Here is a 19290-nt window from a genome sequence, read left to right as displayed (position 1 = left end):
GTCAGTAACCATATCTACGACAAGGCGACGTTGACGCGGTTTGAAGAGATTTTTGAAGAGTATAAAATCTTCCCACAATAAAACGCATAGTATCAAGTTTTGAACACCTGATACTATGCGTTTTTCTTATTTGAAAGACTTTTGACTCAGTCTCTTTACTTAATCTTCTTGATACTTTGACTAAGAATAAATCCTACAATCATCCCTACTATATTTTGCATGAAATTTGGTAAAATTTCTGGTAGGGCTGCTGCCCAGCCATTCATCAATGTAGAACCCAAGGCGTAACCCCCTACCATGGCAATCGTTGCTAAGATAAGGCCTAACCACTGAGTTTTTCCTTTAAATCCTGCGAAAAATCCCTGCAAGCCATGGTTGACCAAGCTAAAGAACATCCACTGAGGATAGCCTGATAAGAGGTCAATCAAGAAGCCTGCTAGTCCTCCGACTACAGCCCCTTCACGACTACCAAAGTAAAAGGCCGTAAAGAAGACACCCGCATCTAAAAGAGTTAGAATGCCTGTCGGTGTTGGAATTTTTAAGAAATAACCTAGAACCACAGAAAGGGCGGTTAATAGGGATACAAGGGCGATTTTAGTTGTTTTGGTTTGCTTCATATTGTCTTACTCCATACTGATCTGCTTGTACAATGGCACGGTAAACGAAAGCCTTAGAGCTTTCTACTGCTGATAAAAGTTCATCACCTTTAACCAAGTAACTGGCAATGCTAGAGGCAAAGGTACAACCTGCGCCAGCATTTTGCCCTTGGATGACAGGATTTTCCAACACTGTAAAGGTTTGTCCATCATAAAAGACATCTACAGCCTTGTCCTGACTAAGGCGATTGCCTCCCTTGATAATAACTGCTGGCGCTCCTAATTCATGCAATTTCTGTGCTGCAGTTTTCATATCTTCAAGGGTTTTAATCTCTTGATCTGCTAGTAATTCTGCTTCAGGAAGATTAGGCGTAATCACACTGACATGAGGGAAAAAGCGAACCAACTCTTGGCAGAGTTCACTAACTGCTACGTCGTGCGTTTCCTTGCAGACCAAGACAGGATCCAGAACCACAGGCACTCCTGGGCGTTGCTTGATAAAGTCCAATGCCTTCTCAGCCACACTGACAGTTGGTAGGAGACCAATCTTAATTCCCCCAAACTCCACATCACGTAAGCTATCTAATTCATGTTGAAAAATGGTATCGTCAGTTGGAAAGACTTCAAAGCCCTTTTCCGTCAAGGCTGTCAAACAAGTCACTGCTACAAAACCATGCAAGCCGTTCAAGGTATAGGTAGCCAAATCAGCGGACAATCCACCACCACTAAAAATATCATTTCCTGAAAGTGCTAAAATACGATTATTCTTCATAACGAATCTCCTTTAAATACAAACCATTTGGTGCTGCAGTGGGACCTGCAAGCTGCCTGTCCTTTTTCTCCAAGATGAGGTCAATCTGCTCTACTGGCATGCGATTATTGCCGATTTTAAGCAGTGTCCCCACCATATTGCGAATCTGCTTATACAAGAAACCATTTCCTGAAAAGGTAAAGGTCAAAAACTGACCTGTCTCATCAACTGTTAAACTAGCTTCTGTGATGGTGCGAACCTTATCCTCTACACTAGTCCCAGAGGCTGTAAAACCGGTAAAATCATGGGTTCCCTCTAACTTTTTGACAGCCTCCTGCATCCGTTCCACATAGAGTGGATAGGGAAAGTGAGTGGCATAGTGACGGCGCATAGGATTCTTGGGACGGCCTCTATCCACGATAAACTCATAGGTCTTACTGTGCTTGGCATAACGGCAATGAAAATCATCCGCCACAAGCTCAATCGCAATCACATCAATATCTTCAGGAGACTGGGTGTCCAAAGCAAAACGGAGCTTCTCCTCATCCATCTGATAAGGTAGGTCAAAATGAATAACCTGGCCTAGGGCATGAACTCCACTATCTGTCCTACCAGCACCGTGAACAGTAATGGCTTGCCCTTTATTTAACCTGGTCAAGGTTTTTTCAATTTCTTCCTGAACGCTACGCGCATGAGGCTGGCGCTGAAAACCAGCAAAAGCGTAACCATCATAGGAAATAGTTGCTTTATATCTTGTCATAACTCCTATTTTATCAAGAAATTAGTCTGTAAACAAGGGTCTAAATCAAATATTGTCTGGGTACAAAATTCACAAAAAGAAAAACTTAGGAAACCAATCCTAAGCTCTCTTTTGAAGTAGGTACATGACAAAGATAGAGGTTACAATCAACCATGAGCCTAAAATGGCAAAGACCAACATGCCATTGTGAGTTAGTAACCCAATTGCACCTAGAACAAATGGGGTCGTAAAGGCTCCGAAACTACAGCCTAATACAGCAAATGAAGTCGCTTGATTGAGGAGTTTAGCTGGAATTCGTTCAGAGACAAGTTGAAAGACCGTCGTCAAGGCTACACTGTAGGCAAAACCAGCTAGAATACTCCCTGCCACTACCACCCACAAGGATGGAGACAAGGCAATCACAATTTGCCCTAAGCCAAAAGTAATTCCAGACCATAGGAGCAGTTTCTCTTTAAATATTGAAATCAGGAAAGAAAAACTCACACCAGCCACAATCCCGATTAACTGCATGACACTAAGAACAAAACTAGATAACTGGGCATCTCCCAGTCCTCTTTCCACCATCAGACTTGGAATACGGATGGTAATAGCTGTATTGGTACAAACTACAACCGCCGCTTCAATAGCTAAGATAAAAATCAAGCCCTTCATTTCCCGAGTTAAGCGACTTGCTTCCTTCGTTTTTTTCTTGACTTCTTTCTTTTCTTTTCCATAAGGTACAAAGAGCAGATAAAGGATCAGAACTAAAAATCCAGCACTATAAGCTAAGAAAGTAGCTGTCCAACCAAAGGCCAACAATTGGCCGACTGCCAAGGTAATGAGAGAAGCCCCAACGACCTCTGCAGAACCGCGTAGCCCTAACATCTGAATTCTCGTTTTTCCTTGATAGCGTTCACTGATAATAGAAATGGCCTTGGCATTGATCATCCCAACACCTAAACCAAAAAGAATCCGTGTTCCAAAGACAAAAGGATAAGCTTGGTACCAAAAGGGAGCAGTTCCACTTAGTGATAAAATCAGCAATCCCAAACTGATCTGTAAGCGCTCAGGAAATATTTTTTCTAAGAAACCATTTAGTAATAACATAATCATGATTCCAAAGGAAGGCAAGCTCGCCAAGAGCTCAATTTGTTCCTTAGGATAACCTTGATAATAGTCAAACATGGCTGGCAGGGCACTCGAGATGGAAAAGGACGTAATCAAAACGAGGGAGAGAGCCAAAATACTGGCCCGTTCTAAAAATTGTTTCATGAAATCTCTTTCTATATTTCTCTTAATCTTCTACTTTTTTGATAGTCATCAAACAAGCAAGAAAAGAAGAAGCCTCTTTAGTGTACAGACTCCTTCTTAAACTCGAAAATGAATCCCTTGTGTCTTAGGATGATTTTCTCTTGATTTGCTTAATAAAGTAGAAGATAAATCCTGCCACCATATAGGCAACAAAGATAATCAGACACCACTTGAACACGACATCCCAACCCTTGTTCACATTCAAAAAGAAGTACGGGAAGGGACTGACCTTAGAATTAGGAACATCAAGTTTCAATACCAAGCCATTAAAAAGAGCAAAAATCATATACAGCAAGGGTAAAATCGTCCACACAATTGGGTCCCAAATCTTGTATTGACCCTGTTTGTCAAAAAAGAGGGTATCTGCTAAAAACCAGAGGGGAACGATATAGTGGCAAAGGAAATTTTCTAGAGTATAGAAATTAGTCGCAATAGGCGCTAAAAGGAAATGGTAAATCACACAGGTAATCATGATACTCATGGTGACCCCACCTTTTAAGCGCAAGAGACTTGGTCTTTGCCAGTTTTCACCTAAACGGCTCATAACCTTTAGGAGATAGAGCGTAAAAATCGCGACTAAAAGGTTGGACAGAACCGTATAATAGAGTAACATCCCAAATCCACCATGCTTGGCGATTTCAAGATAAACTCCCGTAAAAGCCGCTAGAAACAAGAAGATACGGCTATAAAATGTAAGTTTGTAGTTCTTTGACATGCTTAAATTTTCTTCACATACTCTGATTTGAGTTTCATGGCACCAAAGCCATCGATCTTACAGTCAATATTATGGTCGCCTTCTACGATGCGGATATTCTTCACGCGCGTCCCTTGTTTCAAATCTTTTGGCGCACCTTTTACTTTCAAATCCTTGATGAGGGTTACAGTATCACCGTCAGACAATTTATTCCCGTTGGCATCGATAGCAACAAGGCCCTCTTCTACATCTGCAACTTCAGCAGGATTCCACTCATGAGCACACTCTGGGCAAACCAGTAGGGCACCGTCTTCGTAGACATACTCTGAGTTACATTTTGGGCAATTTGGTAAGTTGTTCATGGTTTCTCCTTATCATCATTCACTATTCTTTGAAAATCAAAATTTCTCGAACAGCAACTATTATACCCTAAAATCAGCATTTTGACAAATTTAGAAAAAACCGATATCAATCTATCGGCTTCTCTACATTTACATTCTTTTTTCAGCTTCTGCTTTGATTTTTTCAACTACTTCTTGAATGTTCAAGCCAGTTGTATCAAGGTAGACAGCGTCCTCTGCTTGTTTGAGAGGCGAAGTCTCACGATGGCTATCCTTGTAGTCACGCGCAGCAATTTCCTCTTTTAGGGTTTCAAGGTCTGTTTCAATTCCCTTGGCAATATTTTCCTTGTAACGGCGCTCTGCTCTTTCATCTACCGAAGCTACTAGGAAAATTTTCAATTCTGCTTGTGGCAATACAACCGTTCCAATATCGCGACCGTCCATGACAATCCCACCTTGCTGGGCAATCTCTTGTTGGAGAGAAACTAGTTTCTCACGCACTTCAGGAATTGCTGCGATGGCAGAAACATGATTGGTCACTTCATTTTCACGGATAGGATGGGTAATATCCACATCTCCTACAAAGACAAGCTGTTCTCCAGTTTCTGAGCGCCCGAAACTGATTGGATGCTGGTCCAATAAGTCTAAGAGTTCTTCAACTTGTTCAACTTCTAATTGGTTCTTGAGAGCCATGTAGGTCGCTGCACGATACATAGCACCTGTATCTAGGTAGGTGAATCCAAAATCCTTGGCAATAATCTTTGCGACCGTACTCTTGCCACTTGAAGCTGGACCATCGATAGCAATTTGAATCGTCTTCATTTATGACTCCTATCTAGTCTTAATCACATCTCCAGGATTAGCAAACCAAGATCCTGTAGCCATATGGCCAGGATTCAAAGCCTCTAACTGAGCAATCGAGATTCCTGCACGAGCGGCAATGGCGGCTTCTCCTTCTCCAGCCATAACTTTTGTAGTTCCTTCTGGATCATTTGGATGTTCTGAGCTACTAGATGACTCTTCTACCTTCTCCTCTGAACTAGAAGATGCCTGCTCTGAACTACTACTAGAAGTAGAAGAAACTTGCTCTACTTTTGTATCTGAATCGTGAAAATCTTTCAAGGCTGCTGTGCGATTACTCCCACCCGATGAAAGATAGATAAGAACAATAATCATCACAACTACAATCACAAAGAAAATACTTGCTAAAATAGTCAAGATACGATTAGCCAGCACTCCTCCACCTTGTTCTCTCTTACGACGTTCTGATCTTGTTTCTTCTTGATTCTCATAAATATCTTCTTGCCACGGTTCTTTTGCCATACCTTACTCCTTGTTTTTTTTTACTTTTCTTATTACAATATAAATATGAAAATCACACTTATACCTGAACGTTGCATTGCCTGTGGGCTTTGCCAAACTTATTCTGAATTATTTGATTACCACGATAATGGAATCGTGCGTTTTTACGATGACCCTGACCAACTAGAAAAAGAAATCTCTCCTAGTCAGGACGTCGTAGAAGCTGTTAGAAACTGTCCGACACGTGCCTTGATTAAAGATTAACTCTAACATCGATAAGAACGTTCCACTCCTTCTAGTTTAGCATATTTCCATGCAAAATTATAGTCTTTTCTCTTTATTTTTTTCTGTAAGATCAGGAAGGTCACTTTTTTCTTTGACGAGATAAAGTGGTCTTTTTTTAGTCTCTAGATAAATCTTACTGATATACTTGCCGAGAATCCCAATGGTCAAGAGTTGAATCCCTCCGAGAAAGAGAATAACAGCCATCAGAGAGGTCCAACCTGATGTCGGATTGCCCAAAATGAGGGTCCGAACCACAACAAAAAAGGTCATAAGTAGAGAAATAAAACAAGATAGGAGACCTGCCACGAAGGCGATAATCAAGGGAAAATCTGAAAAATTAACAATCCCTTCAATGGAGTAGAAAAAGAGTTGCCTAAAACTCCAACTGGTCTTGCCAGCCTGCCTTTCGACATTTGGATAGTCCAGATAGTGGGTTTTAAAACCCACCCAGGCAAAGAGCCCCTTTGAAAAACGATTGGACTCGGTCAAAGCTAAAATAGCATCGACTACAGATCTTCTCATCATGCGAAAATCACGGACACCTGACGGCAAGGCTACTGGACTAATTTTTTGCATAAGACGATAAAAGAGATTAGCACAGAAACTGCGAAAGAAGGGTTCTCCCCCTCGACTGGTTCTGCGTGTTCCAACACAGTCCAAGTCTGCATTTTTGTCTAGTAGAGCTTTCATCTCAAGCAACATACTAGGAGGATCTTGGAGGTCTGCATCCATCACCACCACCAAATCTCCTGTCGCATATTGCAAGCCTGCATAGAGAGCTGCTTCTTTGCCAAAATTTCGCGAGAAAGAAAGATAATGCACTGCCGGATTTTGTTCCCGATAGGCCTTTAAGAGTTCCAAGGTTCCATCGCTTGAGCCATCATCGACAAAGACATACTCGATTTCTGTTTCCAAATCAGGAATCAAATCTTCCAAAGCCTGATAAAAAAGAGGAAGTACTTCCTCTTCGTTTAAACAGGGGACTATGATTGACATCACCATCTTAGTCTTCAAATCCATTTGGATGCTTACTTTGCCAACGCCATGCGTCTTCACACATTTGGGTGATGCCTAATTCTGCTTCCCAGCCCAGTTCTGCTTTGGCTTTTGCAGGATCTGAATAGCAGGCTGCGATATCCCCTGGGCGACGGTCTACGATGCGGTAAGGAATTGGACGTCCCACTGCTTTTTCCATATTTTGGATAATTTCAAGAACTGAGTAGCCTTTACCTGTTCCAAGGTTATAAACGTTTAGACCTGAGCCTTTTTGGATTTTTTTCAGAGCTGCAACGTGACCTTTAGCCAAGTCAACAACGTGGATATAGTCACGAACACCAGTTCCGTCTTCCGTATCGTAATCGTCTCCAAATACTTGCACTTGCTCTAATTTTCCAACGGCTACCTGAGTCACATATGGCAAGAGGTTGTTTGGAATACCGTTTGGATTTTCTCCCAAATCACCACTCTCATGGGCTCCGATTGGGTTAAAGTAACGAAGCAAGACCACATTCCATTCTGAATCTGCCTTGTAGATATCTGTCAAAATTTCCTCTAGCATGAGCTTGGTACGACCGTATGGATTGGTCACTGAAAGTGGGAAATCTTCCAAGATGGGCACTGTATGCGGATCTCCGTACACTGTCGCAGAAGAACTGAAAATGATGTTTTTACAGTTGTTTTCTTCCATAGCTTTCAAAAGGCTAACAGTTCCAGCGATATTATTGTCATAGTAGGCAAGAGGGATACGGGTAGATTCACCGACAGCCTTCAAGCCAGCAAAGTGAATGACCCCTGTTGGTTCTTCTTGCATGAAAATATCTCTGAGGGTATCTGTGTCACGGATATCTGCCTCATAGAAAGGCACTTCAACTCCTGTAATTCTCTCAACAACTTCTAAACTTTTTCTGTTACTATTCACAAGGTTATCCACCACAACAACCTGATGACCTGCTTGGATTAACTCAATAACAGTGTGGGTTCCGATAAAACCTGCTCCACCCGTTACCAAAATCTTTTCTTGCATCTTCTTTCCTCGATTCTCGGATTATTTTTTCTTATTTTACCATTTTTGATAGGGAATGTCATTTGCCATCCTAGAGGGTAGGATAAAATTTCAGTAAAATTTTATTCGTTTTTTAGTCGCTTGACATAGTTTTCAATTGGGTAGTTTGCTGGGTCTAAGGTCAACTCCTTGTCTTGGATCAGTTGAGCTAGATGGTAACCGATAATAGGCCCCGTTGTGAGGCCTGATGAACCTAGTCCACTAGCAGCATAGACACCTGCTAAGCCAGGTACTTGCCCAAAGAAAGGTGAGAAATCACTGGTATAGGCACGGATTCCCACACGCTCAGCTCTTGAAGTCGCTCTAGCTAAAACTGGATAGTGAGGTAAGGCTGCCTCCTTCATTTGTTGGAGCAAGGTTTCATCTACCGTCAAATCAAATCCCATATCATTTTCATGAGTAGCGCCTAGAGATAATTTCCCACCTGCAAAAGGAATCAAATCCCACTCCCCTTCTGGCATAACAACAGGGTAAGCTTCCATATCTTGGGCAAGTTGATAATCTCGGAGTTGCCCCTTTTGGGGACGAACATCTACTTCATAACCTAAAGGCTCTAACAGGTGTCCCAACCAAGCTCCCGTCGCCAAAATAACCTGATCAAACACCTCTTCGCCAATCTGGTAACCTGATGCTAAAGGTGTCAGAGTCACTTTTTCTTTGACCAGCTTGACCTGACCGGCTTCCAGCAAACGAGTCACTAAGAGTTGACCATCTACTCTCGCTCCACCAGAAGCATAGAGCAGGTGGTCAAATCCCTGCAAGTCAGGGAATAATTCATTGGCTGATGCTTGGTTCAGAATGGCTAACTGGCCTATCAAGGGAGATTCTTCTCTACGCTGGAGGGCTAGTTGATAGAGTTCTTCCAACTTGGATTCATCCTTTTTCAAGAGAAAGACTCCCGAACGCTGGTAAAAGTCAATTTCCTGCCCTGATTTCTCTAAATCAGCTAATAAATCCACATAAAAATCAGCCCCCAAGCGCGCCATTTTGTACCAGACCTTATTGCGTCGTTTGGAAAACCAGGGGCTGATAATTCCTGCTGCAGCCTTGGTAGCCTGACCTTGTCCATGGTCAAAGACGGTTACTTCTAGGTCACTTTCTTTCGAGAGGTAGTAGGCAGCTGTTGCACCCACAATTCCTGCTCCGATAATGGCAACTTTTTTCATTGTTTTCACTTTCTAACTAGATATGGTGGAAAGGATTGGTTGATGCTTGACTAGGTAAAATCTCTAGTTCCCAACCTTTTTCCTCTTTCCATTGATTAAGAAGCTCTGCGATTTTTTCCACAAACAGCACTTCGATATAGTGTCCTGGATCCAATGCTAGCAAGCCATCAGACAGCATATCCTGGGCAGTGTGGTAGTAGATGTCACCAGTGATATAGACTTCCGCTCCTTTAGCTAAAGCATCCTTATAGAAAGACTGCCCGCTTCCACCACAGATAGCCACTCTTGAAATAGACTTCTGCAAGTCATTCTCTTGATAATGCACCATTCGAAGGCTATCTAGGCCAAAGACTTGCTTGACATGTTGGGCTAATTCTCCAAAGGTCTGAGGCTGAATATTCCCAATACGACCAATTCCACGTTCAGGACCTGTCTCCTGCAGATAGGTCGTTTCCTCGATACCTAGCATCTGACAGAACCAATCATTGAGACCATTTTCAACAATATCAATATTGGTATGGCTGACATAAACTGCAATGTCATGCTTGATAAGATCAATGTAAATCTGATTTTGCGGACGGCTAGCTACCAAATCCTTGATGGGACGGAAAATCGGCGCGTGCTTGGCAATAATCAAGTCCACACCCTTTTCAATGGCTTCAGCCACCGTTTCTTCACGAATATCCAGAGCCACCATGACACTTTGGATAGCCTTGTCCAAAGTTCCAATTTGCAGACCACGACTGTCTCCCTCCATGGAAAATTCCTGAGGACAATAAGCTTCATATCGGTTAATGACTTCACTTGCTAGCATGGAGAACCTCCTTGATGGCTTGAATTTTATCTACTAGAACTTGACGTTCTTCCAAATTTTTTTCAGGGATTTGTCCGAGGGCAAACTCTAGCTTAACAGATTCTTTTTGCCATTTTTGGACAAATACTGGACTGACTTCTTTGGACAAAAAAGGACCAAAGCGAACATCGCTGGCTGATAACTTCATTTGTCCTGCTTCCACCACCAAAATCTCATAAAACTTACCAGCTTCTTCTAGAATGCTTTCTGCCACAATCTGAAAGCCATTGTCTTGCAACCAAATACGCAAATCGTCTTCACGATTATTGGGCTGGAGGATCAATCGTTCTACATTAGCTAGCTTGTCCAAGCCTTCTTCTAATATCCTAGCAATCAAGCGTCCGCCCATACCAGCAATGGTAATGACAGACACTTGGTCTGCCTCTTCAAAAGCTGCCAAGCCATTGGCTAAACGAACCTGGATTTTCTCCTTTAGGCCGTGACTTTCAACATTTTTGACCGCAGACTGATAGGGACCTTCCACAACCTCACCTGCAATGGCACTTTTGATTTGTCCTCTTTCGACCAAGTCGATAGGCAGATAAGCATGGTCACTCCCCACATCGAGTAAAATGGCTCCCTGTGGCACAAAGGAAGCCACTAATTCTAATCTCTTTGAAATCATTTTCTCTCTCTTTCCAAAACTCTATTACCTCTTATTATACCACATTTCAGCTGGCAATCTTGTACCTAAAAAGACCGCAATCCACAGATTACAGCCTTTCTTTATTTTCTGGCTTGATAGCGACTAGTCAGGATGAAAATCACGGTAAAGACCAACATCATGACACCATAAACAGGTAATGTTTGTCCTGTTAAGGTGGAGATTTCAAGCAATTTTTGAATTCTTGGGAAGAGAGCTGTGGCTAGGAAGCCTCCTATTGACCAAACAATCAAGAGGACACGCCATAGGGTAAATGGCATGCAGGCTCTAAATACAGATAAGAAACCAATTGACCCCAAGAGATAATAGAGTAGAGTTGAAATTTCTAACTCAGACCAACCTTGGCTACTTCCAAATATTTTCACAAAAAGAACGCTGAACACAACCATGAGAGCACTTGGTAGAGCACGAAGCATGGATCTTCTGAGGAAGTTTGGCTCGACAGGTTTGATATTTCGCTCAAAAGTCAGAACGAATGGTGGGAAACCTTCCACAAACTGGTCAATCATGGTAATCTGGATTGGAATAAAGGGGAAAATCAAGATCCATTCAGACCGTCCCAGAAGAGCACTGGCAATACAGATGACCGCTAATAGGAAAGAATAGATGGTCTTAATCAAGAAAATCGGGGCGATATGGGCAATGTTATTGACTACGCGACGACCTTCAAAGAGAATCTCAGGAACATCATTAAAGTCAGAGTTCAAGAGAACCAGATTTGCAATCTGACGAGTCGCAGGATCTCCCTCCGCCATTACGATAGAACAATCCGCCTCACGAAGAGCCAGAATATCATTGACTCCGTCTCCCGTCATAGCCGTTGTATGACCCGCTTTTTTCAGAGTTTGGATGATGAGTTTCTTTTGATGAGGGGAAACCCGTCCGAAAATAGCAGTCTCCTCCGCCATAGCAACCAATTCCTCATCCGTAATTTTCGAGCAATCTACATAACTATCATAGTCCGCAAAACCAGCCTTCTGGGCAATGCTGGATACCGTAACTGGATTGTCACCAGAGATAATCTTGAGGCCCACTTCCTGAGAACGGAGATAGTCCAGCGTCTCTGCTGCTCCCTCTCGAATGGGATCCAATATTTCCAGCAAGGCTAGAGCCTGAATATCAGATGGTTTCTGTGGTTTGTGATGGTCTAGTTTTTCCTGACTGAGAGCCAAGACCAAGACACGTGAACCTCTCTCCAAGGCCTCTCTGGCTTCTGGGACCTCAGAATCCAGCAACATCTCAGGCGCCCCTAAGAAAACTGTTCCCAAACCTTCTAACTCCATAGCACCCCACTTGCGGTCGCTTGAGAAGGGGAGATTGGAAATCATAGAATAGGCTACTTGGCCTTGGAATCGCTGGCGAATAGCTTGGGCAGTTGGATTTTTATCCTCACTATGAGCTATATAGCTAGTCAAAATGTTGGCAATAGTCTCTTCACCATAAGTTTCCGTCAGAGGAAGAACAGCCTCTACCTGCATCTTTCCTTGGGTGATGGTGCCCGTCTTATCCAAACAGAGCATATCCACGCGCGCCAAGGTCTCAACGGAGTACATCTCCTGCACCAAGACCTTTTTCAAGCCTAACTTAATCACCGCTGTCAAGAGCGAAGTGATGGTCAAAAGGGCAATTCCCTTAGGTAACATCCCCAAAAGAGCTGTCGACGAGTTTACAACGGACGACTTAAGAGGCAAGCCTTTTAAAATCAAGGCTTCTAGCAAGAGAGCTAGACCAAAAGGAATGATAATTTTCCCAGTAAAACCTGCTAACCTGTCCAGCGATTCCATGATACGAGAGTTGATAGGTTTCACAGTCTTAGCCTCAAGCATAAGTTTAGCAGCATAGTTGTCTGCACCGACATGGTGAACTTGAGCTAAAACTGCCCCACTGGCTAGGAAACTTCCTGACAAAAGCAAGGCGTCAACTTCCTTTTGCACCAAATCACTTTCCCCCGTCAACATGGCTTCATTGACTTCCGCAAAGCCTTCCAAAACCAAGGCATCACTAGGAATTTGCTCTCCAGCAGACAAACGAATGACATCTCCTAACACCAATTCTTCAGGATTAAGAGCCACTTCCTGGCCATCACGAATAGTCTTGACCTTTTCCTTGGTCATGAGATTGAGCTTGTCCACCATATGCTTGGCACGGAGCTCCGTCACAATCCCTGAAAAAGCGTTAAAGCAGATAACGACAAAGAAGACCAGATTGCTCCAAGCCTGCACAAAGGCAAGGGCCAAAGCAATGGCAAAGTTCAAAGCGTTAAAAAGGGTAAAGACATTTCGTTTGATGATTTGCCAAGTGCTGGTACTGGCCGAAGCAGTAAAATCATTGACCAAGCCCTTAGCCTGTCTTTCCTCGACTTCTCTTTGGGTTAATCCCATAATCTTATTTTTATCCATAAATTATATCATATCATTTTTTCTAAAAGAATTCTAATCTCATCCCAAATATGGACCTGGTCAAGGGAAAAGTTTGCCAGCCCTTCTTTGATAAGGTATAATAATAACAAGAAAAGAATCGAAGGAGATCGCATGTTTTATACTTATTTACGTGGATTAGTTGTCTTGCTCCTATGGTCCATCAATGGCAATGCCCACTATCATAATACTGATAAAATTCCTAATCAAGATGAAAATTATATTTTGGTTGCGCCTCACCGTACCTGGTGGGATCCTGTTTACATGGCCTTTGCGACCAAGCCAAAACAGTTCATCTTTATGGCCAAAAAAGAGCTCTTTACCAACCGTATCTTTGGTTGGTGGATCCGTATGTGTGGCGCCTTTCCTATCGACCGTGAAAATCCTAGCGCCTCAGCCATCAAATACCCTATCAATGTTCTTAAAAAAAGTGACCGCTCTCTCATCATGTTTCCAAGTGGGAGCCGTCACTCAAACGATGTCAAGGGTGGCGTAGCCCTGATTGCCAAAATGGCCAAGGTCCGTATCATGCCGGTTACCTATACAGGTCCTATGACCTTGAAGGGCTTGGTTAGCCGTGAGCGTGTTGATATGAACTTTGGAAATCCAATCGATATCTCAGATATCAAGAAAATGAATGATGAAGGCATTGAAACAGTCGCCAATCGTATCCAAGCAGAATTCCAACGTCTGGATGAAGAAACGAAACAATGGCACAATAATAAAAAACCAAATCCACTCTGGTGGTTTATCCGCATCCCTGCCCTCATCCTTGCCATTATCCTCGCTATCCTAACCATCATCTTTAGCTTTATCGCAAGCTTTGTATGGAATCCAGATAAAAAGAGAGAAAACCTTGGTTAAATAAATACAACAATCCCTTGGCAAAAGCCAAGGGATAAATCTTTTATTCGATTTTCCATTTTTGGGCCAACCAGCTAGAAAAAGCTAGGAATCGCTCAGCTACTTGTTCGTGGTGTCCATAAGGGTCAAAGACAAACTGGCTGTTCGGATAGCGTTTCTGAAGACTGGTATGGATTTTCTCAGCATAGACTGGTGCTTGAGCCAAGCGATTGCTATGATTGACTCCTTCTGTTTGACCATTCTGTAAATACAGCAAACAGTCTAGATTTTTCACTGTCTCTGCCTTGCAGTAAGCCACAAAATCAGGATACCAAAAGGAACCGCAGATAGAAAAAACACAGGAAACCTTATCAAAGCTGAAAAGACTGTAAACTGCCACCAAGCCACCTAGTGAATAACCTCCGTAGGCAAGGCGTGCTTCATCCAGTCGATAAAGCGACTGCAACTTATCTAAAAGACCTCCAAATAAATGATCATGATAGACGTTGGCCTGACCGCCAAAATCTGGAGCTCCATCTCTCAGAGCCGATGTCGCCCAGGGAGTGTAGTCGTCTAAGCGATTTTTAGAGGTCAAGCCCACTAAAATCACAGATTCGGAAAGGGACGATAGGAAATCCAAGTTTCCATCATTCAATAAAATAGCCGGATAGGTTTGATTGGGGTCGTAGTTAGAAGGAAGGCTAATTTTAACTTGAATTCCTTCCCAATCAAACTCATTATTTATTGATAAAGTCATTGATTTTCTCAAGGGAATCAATCACTGCTGGACCATAGTCCATCAATTCATCGTAAGAGATGGTCATGATTTTTTGATTCTTAATAGCAGGAACGCTTTCCAAAACAGCATTTGCCTTCATCAACTCTACTGCTTTTTCATCCAATTTTTTATTGCGATCGCTGGTTACATAGATAATCAATTCAGGATCCATTGACACGAGATTTTCCAAGGTCAAGCCTGATGTCCCCGTAGCAACGTTTGTATAACCAAGTTGGTTGAGCAAACTTTCTTGCAAAGCAGACTTGTAGGCACCGAAGGTTTCATCATTATAAGCAACCATAATCAAAGCCTTTTTCTTTTCACCTTGACTTGCTGGATTTGCTTTCTTAACAGCGTCAATTTTAGTTTGTAATTGGGCTGCGTATTCATTGGCCTTGTCCTGCACATTAAAAATCATTCCAAGATTTTTGACATCTTCTACGATATTCCCCAAATCTTGCTGAATCGTTGAGAGAGAAGCTTTTTGCGTATAGACTGGGATTTTGTTTTCATTCCAAGTGCTAACTGTCCCCAAGGATTTTTCAGAAAACATCATGTTTCGACCCATCACAGCGTCTGGCTCATAAGAAAGGACTGTCTCTTGTGAGACTGTTTTTTTATCGCCAATTTGAGGAATCGTCGCAATAGCATCCTTGTATTTGTCCGTTACAGCATTGTCAGGGTTGAGCATGCCAGCAATTTTATCCTTCAAGCCTAACTCCAACAAAATTTCAGTAGTTGAAAGATTGTTGGTGATAACTTTTTCAGGTGCCTTCTCAAAGACTTGTTCGACTTCATTTCCCTTAGCATCATAGGTCTTGACCGTTAACGGATAAGTCGTCTCTGTGCTGGCCTTTTGACTTGTTTCTGTGCTAGATTGTGTGGTAGCTTTTTCTGTAGTAGTATTGCCACATGCTGCCATCGTTAAGGTAGCTACTGTTACGAGTAAAATACTGAGTGTTTTTTTCATTTTGTTTTCCTTTTCTTTCTTATAAATAGTGAATCATAGCTTGCTGATCCTCAGTCCAAGTCACCTGACTTTGAACTCCATATACAGTTTGCAATGACTCAGGGGTGATGGTCTCCTTTGGAGTCCCTTGGTAAAGGATTTCCCCCTCTTTCATCAGATAGAGATAATCCGAATAGCGACAAGCAAGTTGAATATCATGTAGGACAGCTAGAACATTGACCTTGAGATTCTTCACAATGGCCAGCAAGTCTAACTGGTACTTGATATCCAGGTGATTGGTTGGCTCGTCCAGGAGCAAGAGAGTCGGTTCTTGCGCCAAGGCGCGTGCTAATAAGACTCGCTGTTTCTCCCCACCTGAAAGAGACGAATAGAGACGAGTTTTCTTCTCAAGCATATCCACCTTGACGAGAGCATCTTGAACGAGGGCATAATCCCTTTCCTTTTCCTTCTGTAAAAAAGAGAGGTGTGGAGTCCTTCCCAGCAAGACGATTTCCTCAACTGTACAATCAAACTGCAATTGATTAAACTGGGTGACGACCGCCATCTGCTTAGCTGTTTCTTTGAGTGACCAATGTTCCAAAGGCTTTCCATCTAAGCTTATCAAGCCTTTGTCCGCCTTTTCCTGACGATAGAGGAGTTTAAGCAGGCTGGTTTTTCCACTTCCATTTGGCCCTAATATCGTATGAAATTGATGCCCCTCAACCTTAAGAGAAACTCCTTTGAGGATTTTTTTCTCTCCTAGTCCAAAGTGGACATCCTGACAAATCAAGTCCATATCAGGCCCTCACCTCCCTTCGCCTACCTCCAACAATGTAGATAAAGAAGGGAGCACCTACTAAGGCTGTGAAAATACCAATCGGCAGCTCAGCGTTTGGAATGATGACACGAGAGAGTACATCTGCCCAAATAACAAAGAGGGCACCCAGTAAGGTCGCAACGGGAAAAAGTCTCCTGTAATTCGTTCCTACTAACCCTCGAGCTAAGTGGGGAGTAATCAGACCAACAAATCCAATAATCCCACAAGTTGCCACTAAGACTGCTGTCAGCACAGCCACCATGGTCACATAAAGATACCAATAAAAGCGTAAGGGAATCCCCAACGTTAAAGCAGCCTCATCTCCCATCATCATCGCATTAAAAACACGATACTGAGTAGAGAAAAATAGAAAGGCCAATCCTACTACTATAGTTGGCAAGACTAAGTCAGACCAGTTAGTTCCGGCAAGCGAACCCATGGTCCAAAACTTAATGGTCATCACACTGTCCGCATTAGCGCCGACTGAGATAATAAAATTGGAAAATGCCAGAAAGAGAGCATTGACCACAGTTCCTGATAAAATGAGACTAGAAGTCGTCATCCTGCCCTGCATAGAGGCAATGATGAGGACAGCAATGGTTGCCAAAATAGCTCCAAGAAAAGCGCCAAGGCTAATCATCACTTTTAAACCGAGAATGATGCTCAAAGTTGCCCCTAGAGTTGCACCCGCAGAGATACCTAAGACATAGGGCTCTGCAATGGGGTTGTTCACTGTGGACTGCATCACGCTACCACACATAGAAAGACCTGCCCCTACTATCAGACCTAACAATACTCGAGGGAATCTCATGTTCCATACAATGGCAAGAGTGGACTTGGAAACCTCTCCTACCTCAAGAGGAAATCCCAACCTGCTCAAAATAATCCGATAGGTATCTCCTAGATCAATCGCAACAGCTCCCATTGAAACTGCTAGAAAGAGAGAAATCCCTAAAACACCTAGCAAAATAACTAAAAGTAACACAAATTGCTGGTCTTGTCGGCTTCCAGAAAATTTGGAAAGCATGCAAACCTCCTTTGACAGAATATTAAAAATTTAGAAAATTCTCATGAAAAGTATACCATATTTTCAACAATGGAACAAGATGAGAAAAATAAATATAGTTGGTCTTACAGTGCTAATAATCATAACCGAAGATTATACTTGAGTATATCGAGGTAAGGTGACAACATAAAAAGCTCTCTGAAGTCAGAGAGCTGATTTGAGCTCGGGCTAAAATCCTAGTGAAACAAAAAAATCTACACGGTCAGAAAAGTCTCTATCGTGCCATTTTCATACATGATGTATAGTCCAAGTAGAATGAATACTAAGGGCACAATGATTCGCTCGTATTTTTCAATTGTCTCGAATATTAAGGGAATAGAGGATAACACCCGACTAATCTCGCATAAGATAATTATGCCGATTACAAACACAAGCAAGGCCACGAGGGTCTGTGACCAATCTAATGAAGCAAAATAAGGTATATAGATACCTAAATTATCTCCGCCAGACGCAATTGTTAGCAATGTAACTGTCCAAAACAGTTGATTTGCCTTGCTTTGTTCTAATCTTTCAATAATTTCTTCCTCTTCTTCCTCTTCTTCCTCACCTTCTCCAACAATTGCAAAGCGAATCCCTAAATAGATAGGGATTAAACCAAGCAATCCAACCATCCATTCTTCAGGCACGAAATTAACGACATAAGCAGCAACTAAACTCGCCCCTACAAGTAAGCCCGTGCCTAGATATTGCCCCGCATAAATATGCCATTTTTGTTTATTCTGTGATAGCTGTGCAAATAAAATAAATAAAATAATTAAATAATCGATACTGGTGGAAATATAAACACCAATAGCAGATATGATTGTCTGTCCCATAAAAAACCCTCCTGTATTAGTCAGTAATAAATCAGCAGATTTTAGGAGAGCACAGACACATTAATTTAGCTATCGCTAGTGGGTAATTTCGAACATAGGAAAGCATTTTACTCCTCCTCAAAACGTAGTTACAAAGTAATTTCTAACTGGAATTCGGTGACTACTTCCATGTAAAGTATAACATACTATACTTTACTTCGTAAAGTGTGGGCTCTCCGAAGGGGCTTGCAGACAGCTACTCGGCTTTTCAAGCCGAGTAGCTACGCACCCTTATGGTGTAATTAGCTGATACCATTTGAGGTTTTTGTAGTCTCCAAAATTGTGACCGATAAAACACATCTTGCCAGAAGTCGAGTTGACCGATAGTTTTTGTAGTCTCCAAAATTGTGACCGATAAAATCTCAATAAAAAAGCCCTCTGAAGTCCGAGAGCTGATTTGAGCCCGGGCTAAAATCCTAGTGAAAAAGATGAAACTCCTTGTGTTCATCGAACACTGTGTCATTTCCCTATTTTCATACGGATTTCTTACGCCCTTAGCATCATAATTCTTGCTGGATAAACCGTTTATAGACTAGGCGGTAAGCCGAAGATTGTACAAAATTTTTAGTGAAACAAAAAAATCTCCCCGAAGGGAGATCATTCTGGTTTATTTTACCTTACAGTGCTAGGAACTGTAACCGAAGATTATACTTGAGTATATCGAAGTAAGGTAACAAAAGTAAAAAAGCTACCCAATTTAGAGTAGCTTCATTATCAAGATATGCTCAATTGAACACGGCCTAAGCACTTGGCAAAAAAGATAAAATCTCCTAGAAACTGAAGTTTCTTCGTCAATTTTCCT

21 protein-coding genes are annotated in these 19290 nt (G+C 42.2%); 2 read left to right on the top strand and 19 right to left on the bottom strand.

The window, feature by feature from the left end; genetic code table 11:
* Positions 1–155: 155 nt before the first annotated feature.
* The 8 genes from HT728_RS07775 to HT728_RS07740 form a co-directional block, all read right to left on the bottom strand.
* Positions 156–617 (bottom strand): ECF transporter S component, encoded by a 462-nt coding sequence (locus HT728_RS07775; RefSeq protein ID WP_173234673.1) that lies wholly within the window; start codon positions 615–617, stop codon positions 156–158.
* Positions 595–1368 carry a bifunctional hydroxymethylpyrimidine kinase/phosphomethylpyrimidine kinase gene (locus HT728_RS07770; protein WP_173234671.1) on the bottom strand — a complete coding sequence of 258 codons (774 nt, stop codon included), beginning with the start codon at positions 1366–1368 and terminating at the stop codon, positions 595–597. The genes HT728_RS07775 and HT728_RS07770 overlap by 23 nt, the downstream gene beginning before the upstream one ends.
* The gene (gene truA / locus HT728_RS07765; protein WP_173234669.1) at positions 1358–2107 is read right to left on the bottom strand and encodes a tRNA pseudouridine(38-40) synthase TruA; all 750 of its coding nucleotides are present in this window, start codon (positions 2105–2107) and stop codon (positions 1358–1360) included. Before truA ends, HT728_RS07770 begins: the two co-directional genes overlap by 11 nt.
* A gap of 99 nt (positions 2108–2206) precedes the next feature.
* Positions 2207–3358, bottom strand: coding sequence for an MFS transporter (locus tag HT728_RS07760; protein ID WP_023946242.1), 1152 nt, complete (start codon positions 3356–3358; stop codon positions 2207–2209).
* 124 nt (positions 3359–3482) lie between these two features.
* Positions 3483–4112, bottom strand: a complete 630-nt coding sequence (locus HT728_RS07755) for a Pr6Pr family membrane protein (protein ID WP_173234667.1) — start codon at positions 4110–4112, stop codon at positions 3483–3485.
* A 2-nt stretch (positions 4113–4114) separates the two neighbouring features.
* The gene (locus HT728_RS07750; RefSeq protein WP_173234665.1) at positions 4115–4453 is read right to left on the bottom strand and encodes a zinc ribbon domain-containing protein YjdM; all 339 of its coding nucleotides are present in this window, start codon (positions 4451–4453) and stop codon (positions 4115–4117) included.
* 129 nt (positions 4454–4582) lie between these two features.
* Positions 4583–5254 carry a (d)CMP kinase gene (cmk, locus tag HT728_RS07745; protein ID WP_153198729.1) on the bottom strand — a complete coding sequence of 224 codons (672 nt, stop codon included), beginning with the start codon at positions 5252–5254 and terminating at the stop codon, positions 4583–4585.
* Positions 5255–5263: 9 nt separating this feature from the next.
* Complete coding sequence (locus HT728_RS07740; protein WP_023946238.1) at positions 5264–5755, bottom strand: SAG1386/EF1546 family surface-associated protein; 492 nt, start codon at positions 5753–5755, stop codon at positions 5264–5266.
* A 45-nt stretch (positions 5756–5800) separates the two neighbouring features.
* Between HT728_RS07740 and HT728_RS07735 the strand changes: the two genes are divergently transcribed.
* Positions 5801–5998: a ferredoxin gene (locus HT728_RS07735; RefSeq protein ID WP_004235080.1), complete on the top strand. Its 198-nt coding sequence runs from the start codon at positions 5801–5803 to the stop codon at positions 5996–5998.
* A 57-nt stretch (positions 5999–6055) separates the two neighbouring features.
* On the opposite strand, the gene HT728_RS07730 is transcribed toward HT728_RS07735, so the two are convergent.
* The 6 genes from HT728_RS07730 to HT728_RS07705 all read right to left on the bottom strand — a co-directional run bounded on the left by HT728_RS07730 (position 6056) and on the right by HT728_RS07705 (position 13163).
* Positions 6056–7021: a glycosyltransferase family 2 protein gene (locus HT728_RS07730; protein ID WP_345890041.1), complete on the bottom strand. Its 966-nt coding sequence runs from the start codon at positions 7019–7021 to the stop codon at positions 6056–6058.
* A 1-nt stretch (position 7022) separates the two neighbouring features.
* Positions 7023–8042, bottom strand: coding sequence for a UDP-glucose 4-epimerase GalE (gene galE / locus HT728_RS07725; RefSeq protein ID WP_112443967.1), 1020 nt, complete (start codon positions 8040–8042; stop codon positions 7023–7025).
* Between the two features lie 101 nt (positions 8043–8143).
* On the bottom strand, positions 8144–9247 hold the full coding sequence (locus HT728_RS07720) for an FAD-binding oxidoreductase (RefSeq protein WP_173234660.1): 1104 nt from the start codon (positions 9245–9247) through the stop codon (positions 8144–8146).
* Between the two features lie 16 nt (positions 9248–9263).
* A complete protein-coding gene (locus HT728_RS07715; protein ID WP_173234658.1) occupies positions 9264–10061 on the bottom strand; it encodes a Nif3-like dinuclear metal center hexameric protein in 798 nt (265 codons plus the stop codon).
* A complete protein-coding gene (locus HT728_RS07710) occupies positions 10048–10725 on the bottom strand; it encodes a tRNA (adenine(22)-N(1))-methyltransferase TrmK (protein ID WP_112443961.1) in 678 nt (225 codons plus the stop codon). Before HT728_RS07710 ends, HT728_RS07715 begins: the two co-directional genes overlap by 14 nt.
* A 101-nt stretch (positions 10726–10826) precedes the next feature.
* On the bottom strand, positions 10827–13163 hold the full coding sequence (locus tag HT728_RS07705) for a cation-translocating P-type ATPase (RefSeq protein WP_173234656.1): 2337 nt from the start codon (positions 13161–13163) through the stop codon (positions 10827–10829).
* Positions 13164–13295: 132 nt separating this feature from the next.
* Here HT728_RS07705 and HT728_RS07700 point away from each other — a divergent pair, with 132 nt between their 5' ends.
* The gene (locus HT728_RS07700) at positions 13296–14045 is read left to right on the top strand and encodes a 1-acyl-sn-glycerol-3-phosphate acyltransferase (protein ID WP_173226956.1); all 750 of its coding nucleotides are present in this window, start codon (positions 13296–13298) and stop codon (positions 14043–14045) included.
* Positions 14046–14088: 43 nt separating this feature from the next.
* On the opposite strand, the gene HT728_RS07695 is transcribed toward HT728_RS07700, so the two are convergent.
* The 5 genes from HT728_RS07695 to HT728_RS07675 all read right to left on the bottom strand — a co-directional run bounded on the left by HT728_RS07695 (position 14089) and on the right by HT728_RS07675 (position 18449).
* On the bottom strand, positions 14089–14781 hold the full coding sequence (locus HT728_RS07695) for an alpha/beta hydrolase-fold protein (protein WP_173234654.1): 693 nt from the start codon (positions 14779–14781) through the stop codon (positions 14089–14091).
* On the bottom strand, positions 14762–15772 hold the full coding sequence (locus HT728_RS07690) for an ABC transporter substrate-binding protein (protein ID WP_173234652.1): 1011 nt from the start codon (positions 15770–15772) through the stop codon (positions 14762–14764). The genes HT728_RS07695 and HT728_RS07690 overlap by 20 nt, the downstream gene beginning before the upstream one ends.
* Before the next feature lie 19 nt (positions 15773–15791).
* Entirely contained in the window at positions 15792–16547 is a 756-nt protein-coding gene (locus tag HT728_RS07685; protein ID WP_000364120.1) for an ABC transporter ATP-binding protein, read from the bottom strand.
* A gap of 1 nt (position 16548) precedes the next feature.
* On the bottom strand, positions 16549–17595 hold the full coding sequence (locus tag HT728_RS07680; RefSeq protein ID WP_173234650.1) for an iron ABC transporter permease: 1047 nt from the start codon (positions 17593–17595) through the stop codon (positions 16549–16551).
* Positions 17596–17828: 233 nt separating this feature from the next.
* A complete protein-coding gene (locus HT728_RS07675; protein WP_000531713.1) occupies positions 17829–18449 on the bottom strand; it encodes a CadD family cadmium resistance transporter in 621 nt (206 codons plus the stop codon).
* Positions 18450–19290 lie beyond the last annotated feature (841 nt).

This window comes from Streptococcus sp. 544 (genome assembly GCF_013277385.1).
In the GTDB taxonomy this organism is placed as follows: Bacteria; Bacillota; Bacilli; order Lactobacillales; family Streptococcaceae; genus Streptococcus; species Streptococcus mitis_BA.
Note: the sequence above shows the minus strand (reverse complement) of the source record. Positions and strands in the feature narration are given on the sequence as shown.